General features: G+C 62.5%; 23 protein-coding genes and 1 other RNA gene. 10 read left to right on the top strand and 14 right to left on the bottom strand.

Annotated features, from left to right (window positions below):
- Positions 1 to 22 precede the first annotated feature (22 nt).
- Positions 23 to 1,501, bottom strand: coding sequence for a sodium/proline symporter PutP (gene putP / locus L5849_RS04295; RefSeq protein ID WP_236924549.1), 1,479 nt, complete (start codon positions 1,499 to 1,501; stop codon positions 23 to 25).
- A 199-nt stretch (positions 1,502 to 1,700) separates the two neighbouring features.
- Here putP and L5849_RS04290 point away from each other — a divergent pair, with 199 nt between their 5' ends.
- Positions 1,701 to 2,546, top strand: a complete 846-nt coding sequence (locus tag L5849_RS04290) for an outer membrane protein (protein ID WP_115417279.1) — start codon at positions 1,701 to 1,703, stop codon at positions 2,544 to 2,546.
- Positions 2,547 to 2,619: 73 nt separating this feature from the next.
- Here the strand turns inward: L5849_RS04290 and typA are convergent, their stop codons facing one another.
- Positions 2,620 to 4,440, bottom strand: a complete 1,821-nt coding sequence (typA, locus tag L5849_RS04285) for a translational GTPase TypA (RefSeq protein ID WP_236924548.1) — start codon at positions 4,438 to 4,440, stop codon at positions 2,620 to 2,622.
- Positions 4,441 to 4,699: 259 nt separating this feature from the next.
- Between typA and L5849_RS04280 the strand changes: the two genes are divergently transcribed.
- Both L5849_RS04280 and L5849_RS04275 read left to right on the top strand, forming a co-directional pair.
- Positions 4,700 to 7,381, top strand: a complete 2,682-nt coding sequence (locus L5849_RS04280; RefSeq protein WP_236924547.1) for a TonB-dependent receptor — start codon at positions 4,700 to 4,702, stop codon at positions 7,379 to 7,381.
- Between the two features lie 86 nt (positions 7,382 to 7,467).
- On the top strand, positions 7,468 to 7,935 hold the full coding sequence (locus L5849_RS04275; RefSeq protein ID WP_236924546.1) for a GNAT family N-acetyltransferase: 468 nt from the start codon (positions 7,468 to 7,470) through the stop codon (positions 7,933 to 7,935).
- On the opposite strand, the gene L5849_RS04270 is transcribed toward L5849_RS04275, so the two are convergent.
- Both L5849_RS04270 and L5849_RS04265 read right to left on the bottom strand, forming a co-directional pair.
- The gene (locus L5849_RS04270) at positions 7,932 to 10,439 is read right to left on the bottom strand and encodes an ABC transporter permease (protein WP_236924545.1); all 2,508 of its coding nucleotides are present in this window, start codon (positions 10,437 to 10,439) and stop codon (positions 7,932 to 7,934) included. The genes L5849_RS04275 and L5849_RS04270 overlap by 4 nt on opposite strands.
- A complete protein-coding gene (locus L5849_RS04265; protein WP_236924544.1) occupies positions 10,436 to 11,140 on the bottom strand; it encodes an ABC transporter ATP-binding protein in 705 nt (234 codons plus the stop codon). The genes L5849_RS04270 and L5849_RS04265 overlap by 4 nt, the downstream gene beginning before the upstream one ends.
- Positions 11,141 to 11,187: 47 nt before the next feature.
- Between L5849_RS04265 and L5849_RS04260 the strand changes: the two genes are divergently transcribed.
- On the top strand, positions 11,188 to 11,889 hold the full coding sequence (locus L5849_RS04260; protein ID WP_236924543.1) for an arylesterase: 702 nt from the start codon (positions 11,188 to 11,190) through the stop codon (positions 11,887 to 11,889).
- On the opposite strand, the gene recF is transcribed toward L5849_RS04260, so the two are convergent.
- A complete protein-coding gene (gene recF / locus L5849_RS04255) occupies positions 11,886 to 12,965 on the bottom strand; it encodes a DNA replication/repair protein RecF (protein ID WP_115417266.1) in 1,080 nt (359 codons plus the stop codon). The genes L5849_RS04260 and recF overlap by 4 nt on opposite strands.
- A 228-nt stretch (positions 12,966 to 13,193) precedes the next feature.
- Between recF and L5849_RS04250 the strand changes: the two genes are divergently transcribed.
- The 3 genes from L5849_RS04250 to L5849_RS04240 are packed head-to-tail and all read left to right on the top strand — an operon-like array spanning position 13,194 to position 13,692.
- The gene (locus L5849_RS04250) at positions 13,194 to 13,313 is read left to right on the top strand and encodes a recombination protein F (protein ID WP_115417264.1); all 120 of its coding nucleotides are present in this window, start codon (positions 13,194 to 13,196) and stop codon (positions 13,311 to 13,313) included.
- A 44-nt stretch (positions 13,314 to 13,357) separates the two neighbouring features.
- Positions 13,358 to 13,474: a recombination protein F gene (locus tag L5849_RS04245; protein WP_194294739.1), complete on the top strand. Its 117-nt coding sequence runs from the start codon at positions 13,358 to 13,360 to the stop codon at positions 13,472 to 13,474.
- Positions 13,471 to 13,692: a PspC domain-containing protein gene (locus L5849_RS04240; protein ID WP_236924542.1), complete on the top strand. Its 222-nt coding sequence runs from the start codon at positions 13,471 to 13,473 to the stop codon at positions 13,690 to 13,692. The genes L5849_RS04245 and L5849_RS04240 overlap by 4 nt, the downstream gene beginning before the upstream one ends.
- Before the next feature lie 115 nt (positions 13,693 to 13,807).
- On the opposite strand, the gene L5849_RS04235 is transcribed toward L5849_RS04240, so the two are convergent.
- From L5849_RS04235 to L5849_RS04215, 5 genes are all read right to left on the bottom strand, one after another.
- Complete coding sequence (locus L5849_RS04235) at positions 13,808 to 14,590, bottom strand: SDR family oxidoreductase (RefSeq protein WP_236924541.1); 783 nt, start codon at positions 14,588 to 14,590, stop codon at positions 13,808 to 13,810.
- 2 nt (positions 14,591 to 14,592) lie between these two features.
- Entirely contained in the window at positions 14,593 to 15,162 is a 570-nt protein-coding gene (locus L5849_RS04230; protein WP_115417258.1) for an NUDIX hydrolase, read from the bottom strand.
- A 169-nt stretch (positions 15,163 to 15,331) separates the two neighbouring features.
- The gene (locus tag L5849_RS04225) at positions 15,332 to 16,006 is read right to left on the bottom strand and encodes a TPM domain-containing protein (protein WP_236924540.1); all 675 of its coding nucleotides are present in this window, start codon (positions 16,004 to 16,006) and stop codon (positions 15,332 to 15,334) included.
- Positions 16,006 to 16,839, bottom strand: a complete 834-nt coding sequence (locus tag L5849_RS04220; protein WP_236924539.1) for a YgcG family protein — start codon at positions 16,837 to 16,839, stop codon at positions 16,006 to 16,008. Before L5849_RS04220 ends, L5849_RS04225 begins: the two co-directional genes overlap by 1 nt.
- Positions 16,840 to 16,850: 11 nt before the next feature.
- Positions 16,851 to 17,474 (bottom strand): LemA family protein, encoded by a 624-nt coding sequence (locus L5849_RS04215; protein ID WP_115417255.1) that lies wholly within the window; start codon positions 17,472 to 17,474, stop codon positions 16,851 to 16,853.
- 138 nt (positions 17,475 to 17,612) lie between these two features.
- On the opposite strand from L5849_RS04215, the gene mscL reads away from it, so the two are divergent.
- Both mscL and ssrA read left to right on the top strand, forming a co-directional pair.
- A complete protein-coding gene (gene mscL, locus L5849_RS04210; protein ID WP_236924538.1) occupies positions 17,613 to 18,080 on the top strand; it encodes a large conductance mechanosensitive channel protein MscL in 468 nt (155 codons plus the stop codon).
- A gap of 69 nt (positions 18,081 to 18,149) precedes the next feature.
- Positions 18,150 to 18,495: a transfer-messenger RNA gene (gene ssrA, locus L5849_RS04205) on the top strand.
- Between the two features lie 305 nt (positions 18,496 to 18,800).
- Here ssrA and L5849_RS04200 read toward each other — a convergent pair.
- The 4 genes from L5849_RS04200 to L5849_RS04185 form a co-directional block, all read right to left on the bottom strand.
- Positions 18,801 to 19,082, bottom strand: a complete 282-nt coding sequence (locus tag L5849_RS04200; protein ID WP_255703817.1) for a hypothetical protein — start codon at positions 19,080 to 19,082, stop codon at positions 18,801 to 18,803.
- A 114-nt stretch (positions 19,083 to 19,196) separates the two neighbouring features.
- On the bottom strand, positions 19,197 to 20,450 hold the full coding sequence (locus tag L5849_RS04195; RefSeq protein WP_236924537.1) for an N-succinylarginine dihydrolase: 1,254 nt from the start codon (positions 20,448 to 20,450) through the stop codon (positions 19,197 to 19,199).
- Positions 20,447 to 21,463 (bottom strand): arginine N-succinyltransferase, encoded by a 1,017-nt coding sequence (locus L5849_RS04190; RefSeq protein WP_115417248.1) that lies wholly within the window; start codon positions 21,461 to 21,463, stop codon positions 20,447 to 20,449. Before L5849_RS04190 ends, L5849_RS04195 begins: the two co-directional genes overlap by 4 nt.
- Positions 21,460 to 22,668, bottom strand: a complete 1,209-nt coding sequence (locus L5849_RS04185; RefSeq protein ID WP_236924536.1) for a hydrolase — start codon at positions 22,666 to 22,668, stop codon at positions 21,460 to 21,462. Before L5849_RS04185 ends, L5849_RS04190 begins: the two co-directional genes overlap by 4 nt.
- Positions 22,669 to 22,800: 132 nt before the next feature.
- Between L5849_RS04185 and L5849_RS04180 the strand changes: the two genes are divergently transcribed.
- A complete protein-coding gene (locus tag L5849_RS04180) occupies positions 22,801 to 24,897 on the top strand; it encodes a malate synthase G (RefSeq protein ID WP_236924535.1) in 2,097 nt (698 codons plus the stop codon).
- Positions 24,898 to 24,904 lie beyond the last annotated feature (7 nt).

Raw genomic sequence — 24,904 nt, 5'->3', positions numbered from 1 at the left:
GAAACGGTGTGGCGGAGCCGGGTCAGGCTGGCAAGGGCTGCGCGCCTTTGGCGGTCGCCTTGCTGACCAGCCAGATGACGAACCAGGCGGCGATGAAGCCCGGAACGATTTCGTAAAGTCCGGCATCCATGCCAGGCAGCGCGGCGTTCCAGCCCAATGCGATCCACGCGATCACCACTGCCGCGCCGGTCACGAGACCTGCCACTGCGCCTGCGCCTGTCATCCGATCCCATGTCAGCGAAAGGATGATCAGCGGGCCGAAAGCCGCACCGAAACCGGCCCAAGCATTGGCGACGAGCCCCAGCACCTGGCTATCGGGATCGCTCGCAATTGCGATAGCTGCGAAGGCGACCAGGGCGACGCAAATGCGGCCGACATTGACGCTTTCGCGTTCCGACGCGTTGCGGCGGAAGAACAGTTTGTAGAAGTCTTCGGTCAGCGAACTAGAGGCGACCAGTAGCTGCGAGCTGATGGTCGACATGATCGCCGCCAGCAAGGCCGCCAGCAGGAAGCCGGTGATCAGCGGATGGAACAGCAGGTTGGCGAGCACGATGAAGATCGTTTCCGGATCGTCCACCACCAGTCCGTTGCGCTCGACAAAGGCGCGACCTGCGATGCCGATGCCGATCGACCCGAGTAGCGCCACGCCCATCCAGGTCATGCCGATATTGCGCGCCGGACGGACTTTCTCGACCGTATCGATCGCCATGAAACGCACGATGATGTGCGGCTGACCGAAATATCCGAGACCCCAGGTCACTGCGCTGATGAAACCCAGCAAGGTGAGCCCGTGGGTCAGGCTGAGAAACCCTTCGACCGGGACATCGGTGAGCGAGCCGCCCGCGCTGCCGCCGTCGCCGAACATCACCACCAGCGGCATCACCACCAAGGCGACAACCATGATCAGACCCTGGACGAAATCGGTCAGGCTGACGGCCAGAAAGCCGCCGACCATGGTATAAGCGAGCACTACCAGGGCTGTAATCCAGATGCCGAGCATATAATCGCTTATCCCGACATCGCCGAAAGCGCTGGCAAAGCTCGCTTCGAACAGCTTGCCACCCCCGACCAGGCCCGCGGCGGTATAGACTGCGAAGAAGACCACCACGATCAAGGCGGAGATAACCCGCAGCGCCACTGCCTTATCGGGGAAGCGGTTGGCGAGAAATTCGGGAATGGTCAGTGCATTGCCATAGCTTTCGGTCTGCGCGCGCAGGCGCGGGGCGACCACGAACCAGTTGGCCAGCGCACCGATGAACAGGCCGATACCGATCCACGCCTCGACCAAGCCGCTGGCATAAAGCGCGCCGGGCAAGCCGAGCAGCAGCCAGCCGCTCATATCCGAGGCCCCTGCGGACAGTGCCGCGACCGAAGGGGAAAGATTGCGCCCAGCGAGCAGATAGCCCTCGCTCGTGTCGGTCGACCGCTTCCAGGCCCAGAGACCGATCGCGAGCATGAGAATAAAATATAAGGCGAGTGAAATATATGTTCCCGTCTGCATGGTGCGGCACCTAACAGACTGAACCTGCGCTGACCACCGCAGCCTAGAATACCACATTGTGGGTCATTCTTTGCGTAGCGCAGCCATGTCTGTGGCAATTTTGCGACGGTTTCATTTGGTTCGCAAAAGCCTTTGGAACGCCTTTCCTTGTCGCGCGTCTCTTCGGCAAACAGGGTCCATGCAAAATAAAGGTATTTCAATGAAAAAATCGACAATTCTGGTCACCGCGCTTCTCGCGGGTACTTTCGCTCACCCTGCTCTTGCACAGGATGCTGATCCTGATTTCTTTGATGGCTTCTATATCGGTGGTAGCTTCGGGCTCGATGCGATCGATGACGGGGCGAACGATGGCATCGTCTTCGACACCGATGGAGATGGCGAATATGACGATGTCGTTCGTACCACCACCGGCGCAAACGCCTTCAGCCCCGGCTTCTGCAATGGGATTGCCAACGGTTCGCGTGCCATCGATGGTTGCGGAGACGATAAGTCGCGCTTCGGCTATGGTGTGCGCCTCGGCATCGACAAGCGTGTGGGTGATGGTCCGTTCGTAGCCGGCCTGCTCGTCGAAGGAGCGATGTCGGACTCGAAAGAGTATTCGAGCGGGTTCAGCACTACTCCGGCAAGCTACACCTTCGTGCGCGAGCTCGACAAATCGGTCGCGCTGCGTGGACGCCTCGGTATCTCGCCGGGCAGTGGTCGTGGTCTGCTATATGTGACGGGCGGTCTCGCTTATGCCGACATCGACCATGATTTCGTCACCACCAATGGCGCCAACTCCTTTACCATGACGGATGATGACGACTGGCAGCTGGGCGGTCAGATCGGTGCCGGCGGCGAACTTTACCTGACCAACAACATCTCGCTGGGGCTCGAATATCTCTATTCGCGCTATGACGACGACGATGCCTATGTACTGGTCGGTCCCGGTACGGCCCCCGCGACAAACCCGTTCCTGCTCGATTCGGGCCAAACGGGTCTGCGCCCGTCGGACTCCGACTTGGCGATCCACTCGTTCCGCACCACGCTGAACTTCCGCTTCTGAGCGTTAGTGACGTCTGAAATGGAAAGGGCCACCCTTGCGGTGGCCCTTTCTCGTTCGGCTTGATGGTGCGCGACTATGCCTGCGCGGCGCGCTTTGCCCGCTTGCGCTCGTGCGGATCGAGAATCGCCTTGCGCAGTCGGATGCTTTCCGGCGTGACTTCGACCATCTCGTCGTCGTCGATATAGGCAATCGCCTGCTCCAGCGTCATGACGCGCGGCGGGGTCAGACGGATGGCGTCATCCTTGCCCGTCGAACGGAAGTTCGTCAGCTGCTTGGACTTCATAGGATTGACTTCGAGATCGTCGGGCTTGGCGTTCTCGCCGATAATCATGCCCTCGTAGATCTTCGCCTGCGGGCGGATGAACAACTCGCCGCGGTCTTCCAGTGCGTTGAGCGCATAGCCCACTGCCTCGCCGGGGACCATCGAGATGAGGACGCCGTTCTGACGGCCTTCGATAGGCCCGCGATAGGTGTCGTACTTCTCGAACAGGCGGTTCATGATGCCCGTACCGCGCGTGTCGGACAGGAATTCGCCGTGGTAGCCGATCAGGCCGCGGCTGGGGGCGGAGAAGGTGATGCGGGTCTTGCCCTGGCCCGAGGGGCGCATTTCGGTCAGCTCGGCCTTGCGGCGCTGCATTTTCTCGACGACCGTGCCGGAGTGTTCGTCGTCGACGTCGATGACGACCGTTTCGAACGGCTCCATGCGCTGGCCGTTTTCCTCGCGGAACAGCACGCGCGGGCGGCTGATGCCGAGCTCGAAGCCTTCGCGGCGCATCGTCTCGATGAGCACGCCGAGCTGCAATTCGCCGCGCCCGGCCACTTCGAAGCTGTCCTTGTCGGCGCTCTCGGTGATACGGATGGCGACGTTCGTTTCTGCCTCGCGGTAGAGGCGGTCGCGGATCATGCGGCTGGTGACCTTGCTGCCTTCGCGGCCCGCGAGCGGGCTGTCGTTGACCGAGAACTGCATGGCGAGCGTCGGCGGATCGATCGGCTGGGCTTCGATCGGCGTTTTCACGCTTGGGTCAGCAATGGTGTTCGCAACGGTCGCCTTTTCGAGACCGGCGAGGGCAATGATGTCGCCCGCCTCGGCATGCTCGACCGGCACGCGGTCGAGCCCGTCGAAGCTGAGCAGCTTGGTCGCGCGGCCGACTTCGATGACATTGCCGTCGGCGTCGAGCGCATGGATCGGGTCGTTAACGTTGAGCTTGCCCGACTGGACGCGACCGGTGAGCACGCGGCCCATGAAATTGTCGCGGTCGAGCAGGGTAGCGAGGAAGCTGAACGGCGCTTCGGTATCGAGCCCCGGCGCGGGCACGTGGTCGACGATCAGTTTGAACAGCGGCTCGAGATTGCCCTCGCGGGCGTGCTCGTCGTCGCTGGCATAGCCATCGCGACCCGAGGCCCAGAGCGAAGGGAAATCGAGCTGGTCGTCATTGGCGTCGAGCGAGGCGAACAGGTCGAACACTTCATCGAGCACTTCCTGCGGACGGGCGTCGGAGCGGTCGATCTTGTTAACGACCACGATGGGCCTGAGGCCAAGCGCCAGCGCCTTGCCGGTAACGAATTTGGTCTGCGGCATCGGGCCTTCGGCGCTGTCGACCAGCAGAATGACGCCATCGACCATGCTCAGAATGCGCTCGACCTCCGCACCGAAATCGGCGTGGCCGGGCGTGTCGACGATATTGATCCGGGTGCCGTTCCATTCGACGCTGGTGCACTTGGCGAGAATGGTGATCCCGCGCTCCTTCTCCAGATCGTTCGAATCCATCGCGCGTTCTTCCACGCGCTGGTTTTCGCGGAATGTGCCCGACTGACGAAAAAGTTGGTCGACGAGAGTGGTCTTGCCGTGGTCGACGTGGGCGATGATCGCCACGTTGCGCAGATCGCGGGACATGGATGCTTGCTTTCTAATCAGGGTGCCGTAGCGTCAGTGCACAGAGCATGCGACGCGTTCCGGGCGCGCCCCTAGCCGAGTTGCTGCATTGCGGCAAGGTGCCGCGGTGTAACGCGAAAGGCACAGTCGTCGGACGAGCTATGACACTCGTCGGCTAAATACTTGAGAGGTCATGCTGGTCTGGTAACTCGCCTTCGCTTGCGTATTTTTGGGGACTGCGCAACAGACCAGAATACGTCTTGAGAGAAGAGGACCTTTCATGAAATTCATTACTTTCGGCCGCGCCGCGACCGTTCGTACCGCTTTGCTTGCCAGTGCTGCCGGGTTGGTTCTACCCGCCACCGCACAGGCGCAGGACGCCGGTGCAGACGAGGCAGAAGTCGAGGCACCCGCCAGTAACAATGTCATCGTCGTCACCGCGACCAAGCGCGAACAGACGTTGCAGGAAACCCCGGTCGCCGTGAGCGTGACCAGTTCCGAGACCATCGAGCGCGCGCAGATCCGCGACGTCGCCGATCTCGCCACCGTGGTTCCATCGCTGCGCGTCAGCCAGAACCAGAGCTCGTTCGCGACCAGCTTTTCGGTTCGCGGCTTTGGCACCGACGGTAACAATATCGGCCTCGAACCGTCGGTCGCGATGTTCGTCGACGGCGTCTATCGCAGCCGCGCTGTCTCGCAGATTTCCGACCTTCCTGACATTCAGCGGGTCGAGGTTCTGCGCGGCCCGCAGTCGACCCTGTTCGGCAAGAACGCCAGCGCCGGCGTAATCTCGATCGTGACCAAGGAACCGCAATTCGACTTCGGCGGCATGGTCGAGGCCAGCTATGGCAATTTCGACGCTATCGTGGCCAAGGGCTACGTGACCGGCCCGATAACCGATTCCTTCGCCGTCAGCTTCGGCGGTGGTATCAACAAGCGCGATGGCTTCCTCACCAATGGCGTCGACGGCCAGGATATCAACGATCGCGACCGTTGGTTCACTCGCGGCCAGCTTTTGTTCGATAATGGCGGCCCGCTGCGTGTTCGCGTAATCGGTGATTACGACAAGATCGAAGAGCGTTGCTGCGGCGTGATCAATGTCGCGCCTTCGGCTGAGATCGGTGCGATCCAGTTGCTCGGCGGACAGGTCAACGATTTTCGCAACAATCCCGATGGCGACATTATTTTCACCGATGTCGATCCGATCAACGAGGTCGAGAATTACGGTATTTCGGGCCAGATCGATTATGAACTCGGTGCTCTGACGCTGACCTCGATCACCGCCTATCGCAAGACCGGCCTGATGGCGGATCAGGATGTCGACTTCACCAGCCTCGATGCGGTTAGCGGTGCGAATATCGGCGATGCCGACATCGACACTTTCACGCAGGAACTGCGGATCGCCTCGGACTTCGACGGTCCGCTCAACTTCCTGATCGGCGGCTATTACTTCGACGAGCGCGTCGATACGTCGGACCAGATCGTCTATGGTGACGGCTTCCGCCCCTACGCCAATCTGCTGCTGCAGGGCGCGACCGGCGGTACACAGACTGTCGACTCGCTCGAAGCCACGCTGTCGGCACTCGACGGCACCGATTACACCGGCCAGTTCTTCGCCAGTGGGCAGGGCTTCTTCAACAATATCGTGCAGGACAATGAAGCCTTCTCGATCTTCGGCAATGTCGATTTCGAGATCACCGATCGACTGGTCCTGACCCTTGGTGCGAACTACACCAAGGACAAGAAGCAGATCGTGACCAACTCGACGAGCACCGATGTGTTTTCGAACGTCGATCTGGTGGCATCGGGCAACCGCGCGATTTTCGCTCAGGGTCTCGCAACCCAGGTCGGTACGCTGCTCGGCCTCGGTCGCCCGGCAACGCAAGCCGAAATCGGTGCCTTTGCCGGCGGCAATCCGGCTGCCTTCGCACAGGTCTCGGCGGGTGTGCAGGCCTTCGCCGATGCGAACGACACCAACCCCGCGGTCAACTCGTTGCTGGCGCTTACCCCGTTCCAGTTCCTGCCGCCGCTGCAGAACTGCCCGAACGCGGTGGAAGACTGCTCGACCAATGACGACGACTGGAGCTGGAACGTCCGCCTCGCCTACGAGGTTACCCCGACGCTCAACGTCTATGCAAGCTGGGCGACCGGCTACAAGGCGCCCAGCTTCAACCTGTCGCGCGACAGCCGTCCGCTTCCGGCCGATTTCGCCGCGCTTCGGGCACAGGGCCTTGCGGTCACCAATCTGCGGCCGGGAACCCGCTTTGCCAATGCCGAGAATTCGGAAGTGTACGAAGTCGGGATTAAGGGCAATTGGAGCCGGGCCGCGGCAAACCTGACGGTGTTCCAGCAGTCGATCAAGGACTTCCAGGCGAACACCTTCACCGGAACGTCCTTTATCCTGTCGAATGCGGGCAAGCAGGAAACCTTTGGTGTCGAATTCGACGGCCAATTCTACGCAAGCAACGAACTGACGCTTAGCGTCGCGATGACTTATCTCGATGCGAAGTACGACAGCTTCGTCGCTTCGCCGGTCGGCGATCTGTCGGGCGAGCCGGTTGCGGGCGTACCCGAACTCTCGGCAGTCTTCGGCGCGCAGTACGACAAGGAAGTCAATTCCAATGGCGACCGCATCATCCTGCGCGGTGACTTCTCCTATCAGTCGCCGGTGCAGGTCGTGAACGGACTGACCAACTTCATCGTGGTCGATCCTGCTACCGGCGCGCGTGACTTCGGTCCAGCACGTGCAGCGGCTGCCGCTTTCAAGCGGGAAGTCAACAACCTCAACGCATCGCTCACCTACGCCTTCGACATGGGGCTGGAGCTGAGCGTTTGGGGTCGCAACCTGCTGGACGATCGCTACATCACCACTGTCTTCCCGGCAGTGGCGCAGGGCCAGGCGATTTCGGGCTACCCGAACCAGCCGCGAACCTATGGTGTGGCGGCACGCTTCCGCTTCTGATCGGACCAGGCAATTCGAAACGGGGAAGGGGGCTTTCGAGCCCCCTTTTCTTTTGCCTAAAGAGGGTGGAACGGCGAGATACCGCCATGCCTGCCGCCATTCGACCCTTGATCAAGGAAGAATTGAAAGACGCCAGCTCCCTGTGTCGGCGGCCCAAGGCATATTGGGGTTACGATGCGGCCTTTATGGAAGCATGCCGGGACGAACTGACCCTCAGCGCTGCCGACCTGGAGGGTGGATTGTCAGTCGGCATGTGCGACGGCGGTGTGCTCTTGGGTGTCGCGCAAGTGATCAGCGAGGGCGAAAATTGGGAACTGGAGAAGCTGTTCGTCGATCCGCCTGCCATGGGTAGAGGCATCGGTGGGCAGCTCTTCGCCTGGGCCGTGGAAACGGTCGGCGCAAGGGGCGGACAGACGATGCACATTGCCGCCGATCCGCAGGCCGCTGACTTCTACCGTCGGATGGGGGCGGTCGATGCCGGGCACATTTCTTCGGCATCGATTCCGGGAAGGAGCCTTCCGCTCCTCTGCTACCAGATCGCCGACAGCGGTTAGAGCGCCCGCAGCGCCTGCGCCGGTTTGGCCCGTAGCAGCGGCAGCGAGGCGCCGATAGCAAAGGTCAGGACGATTGCGATTCCAAGGCCAAGGACCGCGATCACCACGCCCCAATCGGGTAGCCAGTCGAATTCGAACAACTGGGTGACAACCAGCCAGGCAGCGAAGCTGCCGATGCCGAGCGCCACAAGCGCGAGCGCGCTTGCCAGAACGACGTATTCGATCAGTTGCATGATCAGCACTTGCCTTCTGTCGGCGCCGAGGACGCGCAGGACCACGGTATCGTAAGTGCGTGCAGCGCGCGCCGCGGCGATCGCCCCCAGCAGAACGGCGAGGCCCGCCAGAACGGCGACGCTTGCCGCAGCCAGTGTGGCAAGCCCTACCTGTTCGAGGATGGTGCGCGCTTGCTCGAGCACGCCGCCGACCTCGATCACCGAAGTTGAGGGAAGCGCTGCGACCAGCGCCTGGAGCAGCGGCCCCGTCGGCGTGCCCGGACTGAGTTCGATCGTGGCCGCAAGGTTGTGTGGTGCGTCCTGAATTGCATTGGGGCTCAACACGAAGACATAGTTGAAGCCCATGCTCTCCCAGTCGATCCGCCGGGTGTTCGCGATCCGCGCTGTGCGCTCGATACCCAGCACGCCGAAGGTCAGCATGTCCCCCACTTCCAGGTCGGCGGCCGCGGCGAATTCCTCGTCGACCGAAACCAGCGGTTCGCCGTCATAGGCAGGACCCCACCATTGTCCCTGGTTCAGCTCGTTGCCCTCTGGAAGCGTATCCGCATAGGTCAGGCCGCGTTCGCCGCGCAGCGCCCAGGCACCGTCGGGGATTTCCTCGAGGTCGAGCGTGCGGGTCATGGCGCCTTCTGGCCCGAAGGCGAGCACCGAGCCGCGCAGCGCCGGGACGGTCCGCCAACTCGCATCGGGATCGGCTTCGCGAACCAGTGTCTCGAACTGGGTGACTTGGTCGCGCGGAATGTCGAGCACGAAATAGTCGGGCGCACGGTCGGGTACGCGCTTGGCAATGTTCCCGTCGATCGCGCTCTGGACGGCGGCGAGCGATACGAAAGCGGCAAGGCCGAAGCCGAGCGCCGTGACCAACGCGCCGGTGGACGAACCGGGCCGATGCAGATTGGCAAGCGCATTGCGGGCGATGGGGCTTTTGGGGCGGGGCAGGGCACCGGCGAGTTTGCGAATACCCAGGCCGAGCAACGCGAGGAGGGCCAGCACCGCAGCGGCCCCGGCGAGAAATCCGCCGGACAGCATCGGATTCTCGGCCGTCAGCAATGCGAGCGCGACGATGGCGGCGAGGCCACTGCCGACCACCAACAAGGCTTGCGGATCGCGTGCCAGTGGGGCGACACGCGCGCGCATCAGAGCCATCGCGGGAAAATGTCGCGCACGCAGAAGGGGTGGGGCCGCAAAGACCAGCGCGACCAGCATGCCGTAAGCCAGCGCCAGCAGGATCGCGCCAGGATCTAGGATGAGGCCGCTGGAAACCGGTAGCAGTCCGTCGAGCGCGGTTGCCAGAAGGGGCACGAGAGCCACGCCAACGGCAATCCCGGCCATACTGCCGACCAGCGAGGCGGCGACAATCTGCAAGGCGTAAATGCGCGCGATATCGCTGCTGGAAGCGCCGAGAATCTTGAGCGTGGCGATACCTTGCCGCCGGGCATCGAGATAGGATGTCACGCCGCCGCCGATTCCGATCCCGGCGATCACCAGTGCGGCAAGGCCGACCAGCGTCAAGAATTCGCCCATGCGGTCGACGAAACGGTCGGTGCCCGGTGCGGCGCGCTCGGCCGTGTCGATATCGAAGCCCTGCGAGGGGAACCGTTCCTCGAGCGCCTCGCGCGCATCACCGATGTCCTGATTGCCCGAGAAGCGGACCCGGGTCTTGGTCTGGTACATCGAACCCGGTGCGATCAACCCGCCGCGCATCGGCATGTCTTCCGCCACGATGACCGTGGGGCCGAGCTGGAAACCTTCGCTCAACCGATCGGGTTCATTGGCCACGATACCGCCGACGGCCAGCGTTTCGGTGCCGATGGCAATGGTGTCGCCCGGTGCCGCGCCGAGGCGGTCTGCCGCACCCTGAGACAACCACGCCTCGTCCGGGCGGGGTCGGCCGACCGAGCGGCCGTCTTCCAGCGTCAGTTCGCCATAGAGCGGGTAGGCGGCATCGACTGCCTTCAATTCGATCGGGGCGGCCTGCTCGCCAAAGCGAGCCATTGCCTGCATGCGGATGCCAGCGGAAACATCGCCAAGCTCCTCGAGTGCAGCGCGCTCCTCCTCGTCGAGACCGCGCTGCCAGAGTTCGACCTGTAGATCGCCGCCGAGGTATTCGCGGCCATTGGATTCGATCTCGCGCTCGATCGCTGCGGTGAGTGATCCGATCGCGGCAAGCGCACCGGTGCCCAGGAACAGGCAAACCAGCAGCAGGCGCAAGCCGCGGAAGCGCGCATTGAGATCGCGCCGCGCGATACGCCAGGCGGTGGCCCAGCTCATGCGGTGCTCTTGGCCGACTGCGTATCACTGACGATACGCCCGTCGGCGAGCTGGAGTACGCGCTCGCAATGTTCGGCCAGCTCCGGATCGTGCGTGATAACCAGCAGTGTCGCGCCGGTTTCCGCGCGGCGGGCGAAGAGCAGCTCGACGATTTCGTGGCCGGTCGCGGCATCGAGATTGCCGGTGGGTTCGTCGGCAAAGATGAGGGCGGGGCGCGGCGCGATGGCACGGGCGATGGCAACGCGTTGTTGTTCGCCCCCTGAAAGCTGTTGCGGGTAATGGTCCAGCCGGTGGCCCAAGCCTACCGCTTCGAGTTCCGTCCTCGCGCGGTCCTGAGCATCGTTCTCACCAGCCAGTTCCATCGGTGTGGCCACATTTTCCAGAGCAGTCATGGTCGGCAGCAGGTGGAAAGCCTGGAGCACGATCCCGATCCGGCCGCGCCGGGCGTGGGCCAGTGCATCCTCGTCCATCGTGGCGAAATCCTCGCCCGCGACCGTCAGCGTGCCGCCACTCGCGCGTTCGAGGCCGGACAGCACGGCCATGAGCGAGCTCTTGCCCGAACCGGACGGGCCGAGCAGCGCCACAGTCGAGCCTAGCGCGATATCGAGGTCGATACCGCGCAGAATATCGACCGGCGCTTCGCTACTGCCGAGAGTGAGGGTGAGGTTGCGGGCGGAAATCGCGGCTTGAGAGTTCGTCACGAGGCTGCGATGGCATGGGGTCCAGGCTTGCACAAGGAAACTCGCCGATGCGGCTAAGGCATTTGTCGATTACACTTATCGTTTTCTCACTGGCTGCCTGCGGCAGCGTCGAGGATGTTGCGGAAGCGCCCGAGGCAACGGGTGGCGATGTGGCTGCTGCTCCCGACATCGTGGTCGACGGCCCAGAGCGCCGTATCCTGGCCTTCGGCGACAGCCTGTTTGCGGGTTACGGCCTGGAGGAGCAGCAGGGCTATCCCGAGCAGCTCGAAGATGCGATGCGCGGGCGGGGCATCAATGCGCGCGTCATCGATGCCGGTGTATCGGGCGATACCAGTGCAGCCGGTCGCCAGCGGCTTGCCTTCACGCTCGACGCGCAAAAGGTAAAGCCCGACCTCGTGATCCTCGAACTGGGCGGCAACGACATGCTGCGCGGCATCCAGCCCGACCAGACGCGCGCCAATTTCGAAGCCATGCTGGAAGAGCTGCGGGGCCGCGAAATTCCCGTCCTGCTTATGGGCATGCGCTCGCCGCCCAATTATGGCGCGGAGTACCAGCAGCAGTTCGATAGCCTCTATGGAGAACTCGCGCGCGAATACGGTGTGGGGCTGGTGCCCTTTTGGCTCGAGAGCATTTACGAGGACCAGAGCCTGTTTCTCGACGATCGTATCCATCCCACCGCCGAAGGTATCACCGAGCTGGTCGAGGATACGGTGGACGATGTCGAAGCGGCGCTGCAGCCGGCCGGTTAGACGCGCTCCACGGCTCCGCCGCTCACCCGCCAGATCGCTGCTTCTTCCGCGATCGAGCTGAAAGGTGCCGGTTCGGTGCCCGTCATCCAGACCTGCGCTCCGCTGCCGCGCAACTGCTCGAACAGCGCCGCGCGGCGTAGGGGGTCGAGATGGGCTGCCACCTCGTCGAGCAGCAGCAGGCCCGCGCGTCCCTGCGCTGCGAGCCCTGCATGCGCCAGCGTCATGGCTACCAGCATCGCCTTCTGTTCGCCGGTCGAGCTTTGCGCCGCAGAAACACGCTTGGCCGCGTGGATCACGTCGAGCTCGTCACGATGGGGACCTTCGTGAGTGCGCTGCGCGGCCCGGTCGCGCCCGCGATTGTCGTAAAGCGCCTGGCTGAGCCCGTCGACATGATCGGGCGCGCCCGGATTATAGGTGAGAGCCGGGCGGGCGAAGGGCTCGGCCGGCATTTCCGCCAGGCGCACGGCGAGCGTTTCGACCAGTCGCGCGCGACCTTGCATCAGCGCGGAACCATGCTGGATCATCTGCGCCTCGACGGCATCGAGCCAAGCGCTTTCGGGTTCGCGCATGTCGGATAGCAGGCGGTTGCGTTCGCGTAGCGCGGCCTCGTAGCGGGCGGCATGGGTCGCATGGGCGGGATCGAGTGCGAGCGCGAGGCGGTCCATATAGCGTCGCCTGTCGCTCGCCGGCCCGGTGAACAGACCGTCCATTGCCGGGGTCAGCCAGGTAATGGCGAGCCATTCGCCGAGACTGGTAGCGGTGGTCTCCGCCCCGTTTATCCGTACGCGTCGTCGTCCCGGATTGGCGCTCTCCGCATAGGTGCCGAGACGGACAGTTTCGTCACCCTGTACGAGACTTGCCCCCACTCCGAAGCCGGTCTCACTATCGCCGCGCACCATATCTGCCATTGCGGCGCGGCGCAGCCCACGGCCGGGCGCGAGCAGCGAGAGTGCCTCGAGAATGTTGGTCTTTCCCGCACCGTTCTCGCCGACCAGCAGGTTGAACTGGCCGGTCTCGCCCAGTTCGGTCGCGGCATGATTGCGGAAATCGGTCAGGGAGATGCGGTCGAGCGCCATAGAATGCCACGCGCGATAGCGCGCGCTGCCTCTTGCCGCCACTCGAAAGGCGTCGCTCCAACAATTGGTGAAATTTCCCAACCTTTCGGATTGCTGAACGAAGGTGGACGGAGGAGTTCAGGCGGGAATGGCTGTTTTCTGCGGTTTCTTGAGTTTGGCACGCCGATTGCAATGTATTGGGCATCCCGGATGGTCCGGGAAAACAAACCAAGGTTCAAGGAGTTACCAATGTCCATCTTCGATTATGCCAGCAACCGCGCTGTCGCCGCCGTCTTCGCTCTCAGCGTTTCCGCGATGTTCATGGCCGCAGCCATCATCCCCGCAAGCCCCGCCGGCCTCGTCGCCTGATCGGTCCGCCGGCCGCCCAACCTAAAACCCGAAGGAAAGGAAATATGTTCTCTCACGAAAACAGCAGCAGGCTTTTCGCGGCTGCCTTCTCACTGGCCCTGTCGACAGCCTTCTTCGCCACGGCCATCATCCCCGCCTCGCCCAATGGACTGATAGCATGAATGACCTGAAATTCCGCGAAACCGACCATGCCGTTCGTCCGGCCAAGAGCTTCAGGCTCGATCGCACCGGCGGCAAGTTGATGGGGGTCTGCTCCGGCATCGCCCGCTATTTCGGCATCGATGCCACCTGGGTCCGCCTGGGCTTCGTCGCAGGGACGCTGCTCGGCTTCGGCAGCTTCATCCTGATCTATCTGGCAATCGCCCTGATTGCCGACTGAGCACGGCTACTCGCCAGACCGACCCGGTTTTCATACGGGCGGCCGTGCCCACCAGAACTGAAAGAGAACCGGGAGGGGCCATCTGGCCCCTCTTGTGATTCCGGCCCTCTGAAAATCACATCGCCGAAATCCCACCATCGAGCTTCAGCTCGGCGCCGGTAATAAACCGGCTTTCGTCGCTCGCCAGATAGACCACAGCGTTGGCGATATCATTGGGTTCGCCGACGAATTTCAGCGGGATTTGCCGCGCCAGCTTGTCGAGCAGCACGCCCTTGTCGAGATTGTGGTGCTTGGCCGTGCCATCGAGGATTGGCGTATCGACGAAGGTCGGGTGCACCGAATTGCAGCGGATCTGCATGTTGTTCTTGGCGCAGTGCAGCGCGATCGATTTGGACAGCATCCACACCGATGCCTTGCTGGCATTGTAAGCAGGCATGGTATCGCTGGCGATCAGTCCGGCGATGCTCGAAATGTTCACGATCGACCCGGGCGCATGTTCGCGCATGAGGGGCAACGCTTTCTGGCAGCCGTGAAAGATCGAATCGACATTGATCGCGAAACAGCGCTTCCAGTCGTCGAAATCGCAAGTCTCGATATTGCCCGCGACGCCGATCCCGGCATTGTTGACCAGCACGTTGAGCCCGCCCAGGTTTTCGCGAGCCGCATCGACCGCCGCTTCCCATGCCGCTGGGTCGGTGACGTCATGCGCGATCGAAAAGGCCGTGCCATCGCCCAGAGCATCGTTGATCAGCGCTGCACTCTCCGCCGCGCCTTTGCCGTTGATGTCGGTGCACAGCACCCGCGCGCCTTCTTCGGCAAGCCGCGTCGCATGCGCGCGCCCGAGGCCTTGGGCCGCCCCCGTTACCAGGGCGAGTTTGCCCGCACACCGTCCAGTCATTGTCACTCTCCTGCCAGAATCCCTTGTCCGAGCAACAGGAGCATGCGTACGTCGATCCCGCAACCTTGGTTTCGTTTGGCAACGATAAAACTGGGCAGATCGGCCAGCGCTACGCGATGGACGGTGATGTTCTCGCCTTCGATCCCGCCGCCTTCGGAGATCTTGGTCAGATCGTGCGCGCGGACCATGGTAAAACTCTCTCCGAGCAGGCCGGGCGAGGAGTAGAATTCGCCGCAATCCTCCAGCCGCGCTGCGCGATAGCCGGTCTCTTCCTCCAGCTCGCGGGCCGCGGCGGCGAGCGGTGCTTCGCCCTCGGTCTCGTCGCCGATCAGGCCGGCGGGCAGTTCGAGGCAGCTTCTGCCCAGCGGTACGCGGTACTGTTCGACCAGCAGGACATGGCCGTTCTCGACCGCGAGGATGACAGCAGCGCGTACGCCACGCGGACGGGTCACATATTCCCAGCGACCGCGCTTGCAAGTAGTCAGGAATTTGCCCTGCCAGACGATCTCCTCGTCCGCGTCATGATCGGGCACCGTCAGACTGGGTGACAAAGGCGACACCGTGTCACCCATGGCATTCTCCTTTCAACATTCTGAAATTGGACATTTTTCATCCGGTATCGCCCGGGTGACACTTCGACCGAGGCGCCCCCCCCCGGAGACGCGTCAGGGCCCTCGCCATCCTCGTGGCAAATCGCAGCGCAGTAGGAAAGGCAAATGGTCCCTCGCCCGGGCTGGGCGATCAGACTTCGATCAGCCGGTCCGGCAATTCGTTCTGGTCGTCCTCGGCGCGCGGGAAATGCTCGGACAGGACCTTGCCTACGTCGCGCACACCGGCTGCGAGACCTTCCGCAATGCGGCCCTCTTTGATCTCCGCCAGCATGTCCGCCATCGCTTCGCCCCAGACCTCTGCCGGGACCTTTTCGGCGATCGGCTGGTCGGCGACAATCTCGGCGCGGTGCTCGCGCATCGAGAGATAGAGGAGCACGCCGGTGCGGCCGTGGGTGCGCCGTTCGGCGCCGACCTTGAAATGTTTGATTGCCCGCGCATGCACGCGCGCGGATTTCACCGGACTGGGGGTAAGGGCGAAACGCAACGGGTCCCAGCTCAGCAGCAGCCAGCCAAGTGCGAAGGCCAGCAGCCCTAGCGAAATGGTCATGGTAGCCAGCTCGCCCGTAGTCCACACATGCGTCCACCCGCCTACCAGCGAGTCCCATAAATCCATGAAGGGTTGCGGGACCATCGCAAACAGGCTCATCGCCGAAAAGGATAGGGCGACTGCCCAGACCAGCACGACATCGCTGTAGCCGTCGCTGCGGTCGGCCAACACGGTGACGATCTCGCCGCTCGTGGTCAGTTCGGCCTCGGCCACGGCGTCGGATACGATTGTGTGATCGGCTTGCGATAAATAGCCCATTACCACCCCCCCGAGGCGCCGCCGCCCCCGAAACTGCCACCCCCGCCGGAGAAGCCGCCAAAGCCGCCGCCTCCGCCGCCGAAGCCGCCACCACCGCCGCCCCAGTCGTCGTCCGAGAGGCCACGGGCGATCGCCTTTCCGGCTTCCCACAGGATGATGTCGCCCACCGCGCCGCCAATACCGCTGCGGCGATAGCGCCGTCGACGTCCGCGGCCGAACATCGGCAGGATGAAGAAGAAAAAGATGAAGCCGAGCCAGATCAGCGCGCCAATGGGAAAGCCGCCGTCGCTCTCGCGCGCCTCGCTGCGTTCTTGCGCCAGGCGTGCGGCTTCCTCGGGCGGCAGTTCGAGCTGGGTGATGATCTGGTCCGCGCCCCAGGCGATACCGCCCGAATAATCGTCGTCGCGAAAGAAGGGCTTCATGCCCTCCACATATTCGAAGGCGAGCCCGTCTGGAATAATGCCTTCGAGCCCATAGCCGACCTCGATACGCATTTTCCGCTCGTTCGGTGCGACGATAAGCAATATGCCGTCATCGTTCTCGCTGTCGCCAAGCGCCCATTCACGGCCCAGTCGGTAGCCGTAATCGGAAATGTCGTATCCCTCGAGATCGGGAATTGTGGCGATCACGAACTGCCGCTGGCTACGTTCCTCGAACGCATCAAGCTTTTCCGTCAGCGCAGCCTCGGTGGCATCATCGATGATGTTTGCCGCGTCGACGACCGGCGCGCTGCCGCGTTCGGGGAAGGTCTGCGCGGCAGCGGGCAGGGCAAAGCCGCCGAGGAGGCCAAGCCCCGCCACTACCGGCAGGATTAAACGTGCGATCATGCGCATCGTCGCGCCGTTCAGTTCGCGGCGTCGCTATCCGAACGCATGTTGAGTTCGGGTGCGACTTCCGCGCCCTGCGTCACCGCCTCGTAGGGAACCATCGGTTCCGCGCCATGGATGATGTTCGCGCCGATCGTATCGGGGAAGGTGCGGATCGTGGTGTTATACTGGCGGACCGCTTCGTTGTAATCGCGAATGGCCACACGGATGCGGTTCTCCTGCCCTTCGATCTGCGTCATGAAGCGGCCGAAATTTTCCTGGCTGCGCAGTTCGGGATAGGCTTCGACATTGGCCATCAGGCGCGAGAGCGCACCGCCGAATGTGTTCTGCGCTTCCTGATACTGCGCCATTTTGTCCGCATCTCCGAGATCGTCGCCATCGAGCTGGATTTCGGGGCGTGTGGCTGATGCGCGGGCCTGAATTACCGATTGGAGCGTCTCACGTTCCTGCTCGGCCGAACTCATTACGATCTGTTCGAGATTGGGGACGAGATTGGCCCGTTCTTGGAACGCGGCTTCGACGTCTGCCCATTTGGCCTTGGCGGCTTCCTCGGCAGCCGGGACCGAATTGATCCCGCAGGCTGACAGCGCAAGTGCCGCGGCAGCGACGATGGAGGTGCGAAATGCAGCCAGGCGGTTCATGAACGTTCCTTCTAATTGGTCAATGTGTCTTGCTTAGATAGCACACCTTGGCGGGCAATCAAGATTAACGCGTTCTTGTGACGGGAATGCGGCCATGGCAGGAATGAGGCCGATCACAAGGGTTAGGGGACCGTTCACGTGTTTAAAGAATTCAAGAAATTTATTGCCAAGGGCAATGTGATGGATCTCGCGGTCGCGGTGATTATCGGCGCGGCCTTCGGAGCGATCGTCAAGTCGCTGACCGACGAGATCATCATGCCGGTGGTCGGAGCGATCTTCGGAGGAGCGGATTTCAGCCGCTATTTCATCCTCCTGAGCGTACCTGAAGGTTATCAAGGGGCGATGGATGATTACGCCGCTTTGCAGGAAGCCGACGCCGCGATGATCGGCTATGGAAGCTTCATCACCGCAGTCATCAACTTCCTTATCCTGGCGTTCATCGTCTTCCTGCTGGTACGTTATGCCAAGAAGGTAATGGCCGAGTTCGAGGAAGAGAAGCCAGCCGCACCCTCCGGCCCAACCGAACTCGATCTGCTCAAGGAAATTCGCGACGAATTGCGTGCCGCGCGGCCCGATTACGCGCCCGAAAAAGGCCCTATGGGATAGAGTGGGGCTCGATACGTGCGGGCTGGTGCAGCGCCGTTTCGCGACCACGGACCATCTACGCAAACCCGCTCACTTCACATTAAGCCTCGAATCGCTATATGGGATATGCCGGTTTCGACCGGATATGGCGATAAATGGCGCTGTGTAATAGGTACAACGGACCCGGGGGCAGTACCCGGCGGCTCCACCATAACCCGCTGTTAAAGGGCGGTTTTTGACGGGGCCGAACTAGGATCGACGTGTGCTGAAAGACAGTGTTTTTGCCCGGGCTGAGTACCCCGTAAAACTGTTCACAACACACAAGTGCCAATGACAATGAAGCACTCGCTCTTGCTGCGTAATCTGACGGCCTAACGGCCTGATCTTACAAAGCTAAAGCGCGGTCGGACCCACCGGGCAACAGAAGCGGATTCCGGGGCTCCGGGGGTAGCTAGCAACAGAAACCCCCACCGCATTCCGCACAGTTAAGTAACCCCGCGTGCGTTCGCGCCAAATGCCGCCATGAACCCCAGTAGCGCCCTCGCCACCGTGCATATCCCGGGCGTACGATCTGGAGTGTGGTAGCGGCGTCCTTCCCCTTTTCCGAACGCCGACGATGCGCCAGAAACAGCCGCCTTCCAGCGAGTGACCTGGACTGCGGCATGGAGCGTGTTTTCCCTCGATCGGCACCGGGCAAGTTCGCCTTCCCGATCCGGGAATGGGGGTGTCGGTATTGCCGCGTCAGCCGGTACCGGCGTCTTGCAGTTCTGCCGCCTGGGCTTCGCGCTCATATCTGAGCGCATCGAGGATCTTGGCGCCGCCGAGGAAGACAGCGCCCGCCGTGGCTGCGAACAGCAGATAACCGCCGATGCCGGGATATTCGACCGTGTAATGTGCGCCGCGTGTCATCGCGCCCAGGGCGAGTGCGAAGATGATCAGATACGCCTCGAAACGCGTCTTGATCACGAATAGCCGTTTCACCCTGGTAAGCACGTGCGCGTCGATCTCCTGGTTAACGACCATACCAGCAAAGCCCGTGCCAGCGCAGGACTTCCGGGTGATTCGGTGGTTAATACAAGCGCCAGTGTAAGAATGCCCGACAAACCGGTCCAGCGCGTTAACTCTTGAAATGCTGGGTTAAGCGAGTTCGTCCAGCGATAGGACGGTGAGCAGGGCTTCGCGCGCCTCGACCACTGTTTTCGCCAAGCTTTCTGAACCGATGTCGGAGGGCTCGATTCGCTTGGGCCACATCTGGGCGATGACCGATTCGATTCGATCCGCCTTGGCGTCATCGAGCAGGAATCGCGCATCGACCGTGGCTGGATCGGCAACCACGCGCAGGCGCAGGCAGGCGGGGCCACCGCCATTGGCCATCGACTGGCGCACATCCACGGGAATAACCTGCCGGATCGGACCGTTCGAGGCGAGCATCTGCTCGCACCATGCCCATACGCTGGCGCTTTCCTGGCATTCGCTTGGCACGACCAGCGCCATGTCGCCGCTCGGTAGCGTCAGCAATTGAGCGTTGAAGAGGTAGGTCTTGATCGCCTCTTCGAGGCTGATGGCGTTCTCCGGCACCTCGACCAATTGCAGCTTGGGGAACGCTTCGCGGATCGCTCCATAGGCATCCTCGCGATGGGCAAAGGCGCGTTCATGCGCGAAAAGCACCGCCTCATTCGCCACGGCGACCACATCGTTGTGAAACGCGCCTGCTTCGATCGCCTCGGGGTTCTGCTCGACAAACACGCAGCGGCCGGGATCGAGCCCATGAAGTCGGGCGACCGCGCGACTTGCTTGTTCGTGCTGGCGCGCCGGGAAGCGTCTACCGGGCCTGCCATAGACGAAGACTTCTACGCCCGGCGCATCATGGCTTTCGCAAAAGCGCATGTGATTGGCTGCGCCCTCGTCGCCGAAACTGGGCGGCACGGCATCGTGCACGGCGAAGTGGCGTTCGTTGCCGAATGCGATCTTCAGTTGCGCCTGCGTGTCGCGCCATTCCTGCCCGCGGTGAAGCATGGTGACGAGGTTGGCCGGGGTCAGATGGCATCGCCCGTCGGCGGTGTCGGGCGCGGGGCTGACGGTGGCTGCATTGGCAGTCCACATCGAACTGGCCGACCAGGCCGCCGCAAGCAGGGGGCGCTCTGTATCCTCGGCGACCGCGAGCTCGCGTAACAAGCCGTAGTTGGGACGCGGTAGCGGCAGCAGAAATCCCTGCACCAGGCCGCGTTCCATATTACCGCGCATTTTGGCGATGCCTTGCAGCGCCGCGGCGCGCGGGTAGGACGCATCGCCTTTGTGGCTCGCACTGGCGATATTGCCGAGGCTGAGGCCCGCGTAATTGTGGCTTGGTCCGACGATCCCGTCGAAATTGATTTCGACCAGTCCGCTCATCGCGCAACGCTCCACACTTGGTCGCCTTCGCTCACTTCGAGCAGTTCGGCGCAGGCCGCATCAATGACGACCGAACCGTCATCCGCAATCTCGCGCATACCGTAGGCACTTCGGAAAGTACCCAGCGTGCCGGCGGCGATCAGTGCGCGCTCGCCGCTATCCAGATCGGTCGCAGAAACACGGCTCGGCGTCGATGCGGCAATGCTCTTCACGTTGTCGGTACGCGCCGTCATAGTCGGGCCGCCATCGAAAATGTCGACATAACCTTCGGCGGCGAAGCCTTCGTTCTCGAGCATACGCATGGCAGCGCGACCGGAGGGGTGGGGCACGCCGATCACCTTTTTCGCCTCTTCGTCCAGCATGGCGACATAGACTGGATGCTTGGGCATCAGGTCGGCAATGAACTGGTTCCCGTTGATGGCGTTGAAATAGTCGGCTTCCTGGAAAGTCATGCCGAAAAACCGGCCTGCCACACCGTCCCAGAAGGGCGATCCGCCGCGATCGTCGATCACCCCGCGCAGTTCCGCCAAAATCCGGTCGGCAAAGCGGTGGCGGTGCATCGCGATAAAGAGATAGCGGCTGCGCGCCAGCAGCAAGCCGAGCCCGCCGGCCCGCTCGCCCGGATGCAGGAACAGCCCGCCCACCTCGGAGGAGCCTTCCAGATCGGTGACGAGGCTCAGCAATTCGGCGCGTACCGTGCGATCGAGTTCCTGGCTTTGCTGGGTCAGAGTGGTGAGGCGATAGCTGTAGAATGGCCATTGCTGGCCGACCTGGCTGAACAATTGACAGGTTCCGCGCACCTGACCCGTGTCGGTGTTTTCCAGAACGAGAGTGAAAATGTCGTCGCCGAGCACGTCTTCGGTGCGCGAGAATGCCTCGTCCGCGCGCTCGAGCTTTCTGGTGAGCGCCGCGCGATCAGCCGGAAGGTTGGTGAAACCGCCGCCCGTCAGCTTGGCCATCTCATACAGGTGCTCGAGGTCGCTGATATGCGCAGCGCGCAGGCGAAAGGTCACAAATGGTCTCCGGTGGATAGCTTCGCCAGAACGAGCGCGGACAAAGCGGCGCGTTCCCGAAGCGAAGGTACGATCATGAATTCGTCGGGCGAGTGAATCGCCCCGCCGCGCACACCCATTGTGTCGACCACTGGCACGCCGGTAGCGGCGATATTGTTGCCGTCGCACACCCCGCCCGTGCTCTTCCAGCCGATCTGCTGACCGAGTTCGGCACCGCAGGCCTTGACCAGATCGAACAGGCGCTGGGCCTTTTCATCGACCGGCTTGGGCGGGCGGGTGACACCGCCATGACGGTGGATGCCGACTTGGTGTTCGGTTTCGATCAAGCGCAGGATCGAAGCCAGTTCGCCATCGAAGCGAGCCATCGCGTCGGTCGATTTAGGGCGAATGTTGAACCGCAAGATGGCCAGATCGGGCACGACATTGTTCGCGCTGCCGCCTTCGATCTTGGCCGGGTTAACGGTGATGTCCTCCGCCTCCAGCGCCTTGATCCGCAGCACCAGGTCGCTGGCAGCGACGATAGCGTTGCGCCCGTCATGCGGATTGCGGCCCGCATGGGCGGATTTGCCGGTGAAGGTGATCGAGTAATTGCCCGTCCCGCCGCGCGCATGGGCAAGCGTGCCGTCGGGCAGGGCGCTGGGCTCGTAGGTCAGAGCGGCATATTTCCCGCGTGCGAGCTCCTCGATCAGTCCGCGGCTCGCGAGGCTGCCGGTTTCCTCGTCCGAATTGATCATCACATCGTAACCGACGCGCTCTGCCCCTTCGATCGTCTCGAACGTCATGAGCGCGTGCAGGATGACGTTGAGGCCGCCCTTCATATCGGCGGTGCCGGGGCCGTTGATCGTGTCGTCGTCGAGCCAGGTGGTTTCCTGAAACGGATGATCGACGGGGAAGACGGTGTCCATGTGGCCGGTCAGCACGAAGCGGCGTTCGGCCTCCGGTCGCACACGCAAAACCATGTGCCTGCCATGCGGCTTTTCGAATTCGTGGCCTTCACTCGATATCGCGGTGACCGTGGCCGGGTCGACCAGTTCGACATTGCCCGGCAACGTGCTGAAGGCATCGGCGAGCACGCCCGCCATCCGGTCGAGCCCTTCGACGTTGGCGGTCCCGGTATTGATCGCTGCCCATTCCTGAACCTGACGCAGCATGGTATCGGCGTCGATGGTATCGATGAGGGCCTGTGGGGCAGTGCCTGGTTTCATGTGTAACGTCCTTAATCGTGTGCAGAAGCAAGTCCACCCCGCACCTTGCATTGATCAACCGGTGGCGGCATAGACCGTGCCGCTCCTCCCCGGGTTCGACATTGCCAGCCTTACATCTGCCTGAGGAGTTCCATGACCCAATACGTTACGCGCGCCGGGATCGAAGCCGACCCGCAGCTTGCCGAGTTCATCGAAACCGAAGTGCTTGGCCCGCTTGGCCGCGATGTCGATGAATTCTGGCAGGGCCTTGCGCAATTGCTCGGCAGTTTCGCCCCGCGCAATCGTGCGCTTTTGGCAAAACGCGAGGATTTGCAGGCCAAAATCGATGCGTGGCATACGGAGCGCGCGGGCAAGTCGCACGACGCGGAAGACTATCGCGCTTTCTTGACCGATATCGGCTATCTCGTCCCCGAACCGGGCGATTTCACCATCGGGACCGAGAATGTCGATCCCGAAATCGCCACCATGGCCGGGCCGCAGCTCGTGGTGCCGATTCTCAACGCACGCTTCCTGCTCAACGCCGCCAATGCGCGCTGGGGCAGTCTGTATGACGCGCTCTATGGGACCGATGCGCTCGACGCGCCGCCCGCGCGCCCCGGCGGCTATGACGAGGATCGCGGCGCGGCGGTGATTGCCGAAGGGCGCAAGCTGCTCGATGAAATCGTGCCGCTAGCATCGGGAAGCTGGAGCGATCTCGACAGCCTGGAAAACGCGACGCTCGCCGATCCCTCGCAGCAGGTCGGCACGACCGAAAAGGGGCCGCTCTTCAAGCATAACGGCCTGCATATCGAACTCGTTGTCGATCCCGATAGCCAGGTCGGCAAGACCGATCGGCTGGGTCTGGCCGACATCAATTTCGAAGCCGCGCTGACGACCATCGCCGATTGCGAGGATTCGGTCGCGGCGGTCGATGCCGAGGACAAGCTGCTCGCCTACACCAACTGGCTGGGCGTTATCCGCGGCGATCTGGAAGAGAGCTTCGACAAGGGCGGCAAGACGCTGACGCGCAAGCTGGCGGGCGACAAGAGCTATACCGATGCCGATGGTACGCAGCACACGCTGCCCGGCCGCAGCCTGATGTTCGTGCGCAACGTCGGCCATTTGATGACCAATCCGGCGATGCGCTGGGACGGGGCGGACATTCCCGAAGGCATTCTCGATGCGGTCGTCACCAGCGCCATCGGCGCGCAGGACGTTGCGGGTTTGGGCAAGCACGGCAATTCGCGCTGCGGCTCGATCTATATCGTGAAGCCCAAAATGCACGGGCCGGAGGAATGCGCCTTCACCAACGATCTGTTCGACGCGGTCGAGGACCTGCTCGGCCTGCCGCGCCACACGATCAAGGTTGGCGTTATGGACGAAGAACGCCGCACTTCGGCCAATCTCGCCGCCTGTATCCATGCGGTGAGGGACCGGATCGTCTTCATCAACACCGGCTTCCTCGACCGGACGGGTGACGAGATTCACACCTCGATGCGCGCCGGGCCGATGATGCGCAAGGGCGAGATGAAGAACTCCGCCTGGCTCAAGGCGTATGAGGCGCGCAATGTTGGCATTGGCCTCGCGCATGGCCTTTCGGGCCGGGCGCAGATCGGCAAGGGCATGTGGGCCGCGCCCGATCTGATGGGCCAGATGATGATCGAGAAGATCGGCCATCTGCGCGCCGGCGCCAATACGGCCTGGGTTCCCAGCCCGACCGCCGCCACTCTCCATGCGATCCATTATCACCGCGAGGATGTGTTCGAGATCCAGAAGGGCCTGCCCGATGCGGCGAAGCTCGACGAACTTCTCGCCATTCCGCTGGCCGATGGAGTGAATTGGTCCGAAGAGGAAATCCGTGAGGAGCTGGACAATAATTGCCAGGGCCTGCTCGGCTATGTCGTGCGCTGGGTCGACCAGGGTGTGGGCTGTTCCAAGGTCCCGGACATCAACGATGTCGGCCTGATGGAAGACCGCGCGACATTGCGCATCTCCAGCCAGCATATCGCCAACTGGCTGCTGCACGGCGTGATCTCGCAAGATCAGGTGATGGACAGCCTGCGCCGCATGGCGGCCAAGGTGGACCAGCAGAATGCGGGCGACCCGTCCTACGAGCCGCTACTGGAAAACGAAGACGGCGCGGCGTTCAACGCGGCGAAGGACCTCATCTTCAAGGGCGTCGAACAGCCGAGCGGCTATACCGAACCGCTGCTGCACGCCTGGAGGCTCAGAAAGAAGGCGAGCGCTTGATGCACTG

This window comes from Erythrobacter sp. SN021 (genome assembly GCF_021864455.1).
This window is presented reverse-complemented; position numbering and strand designations above follow the sequence as displayed.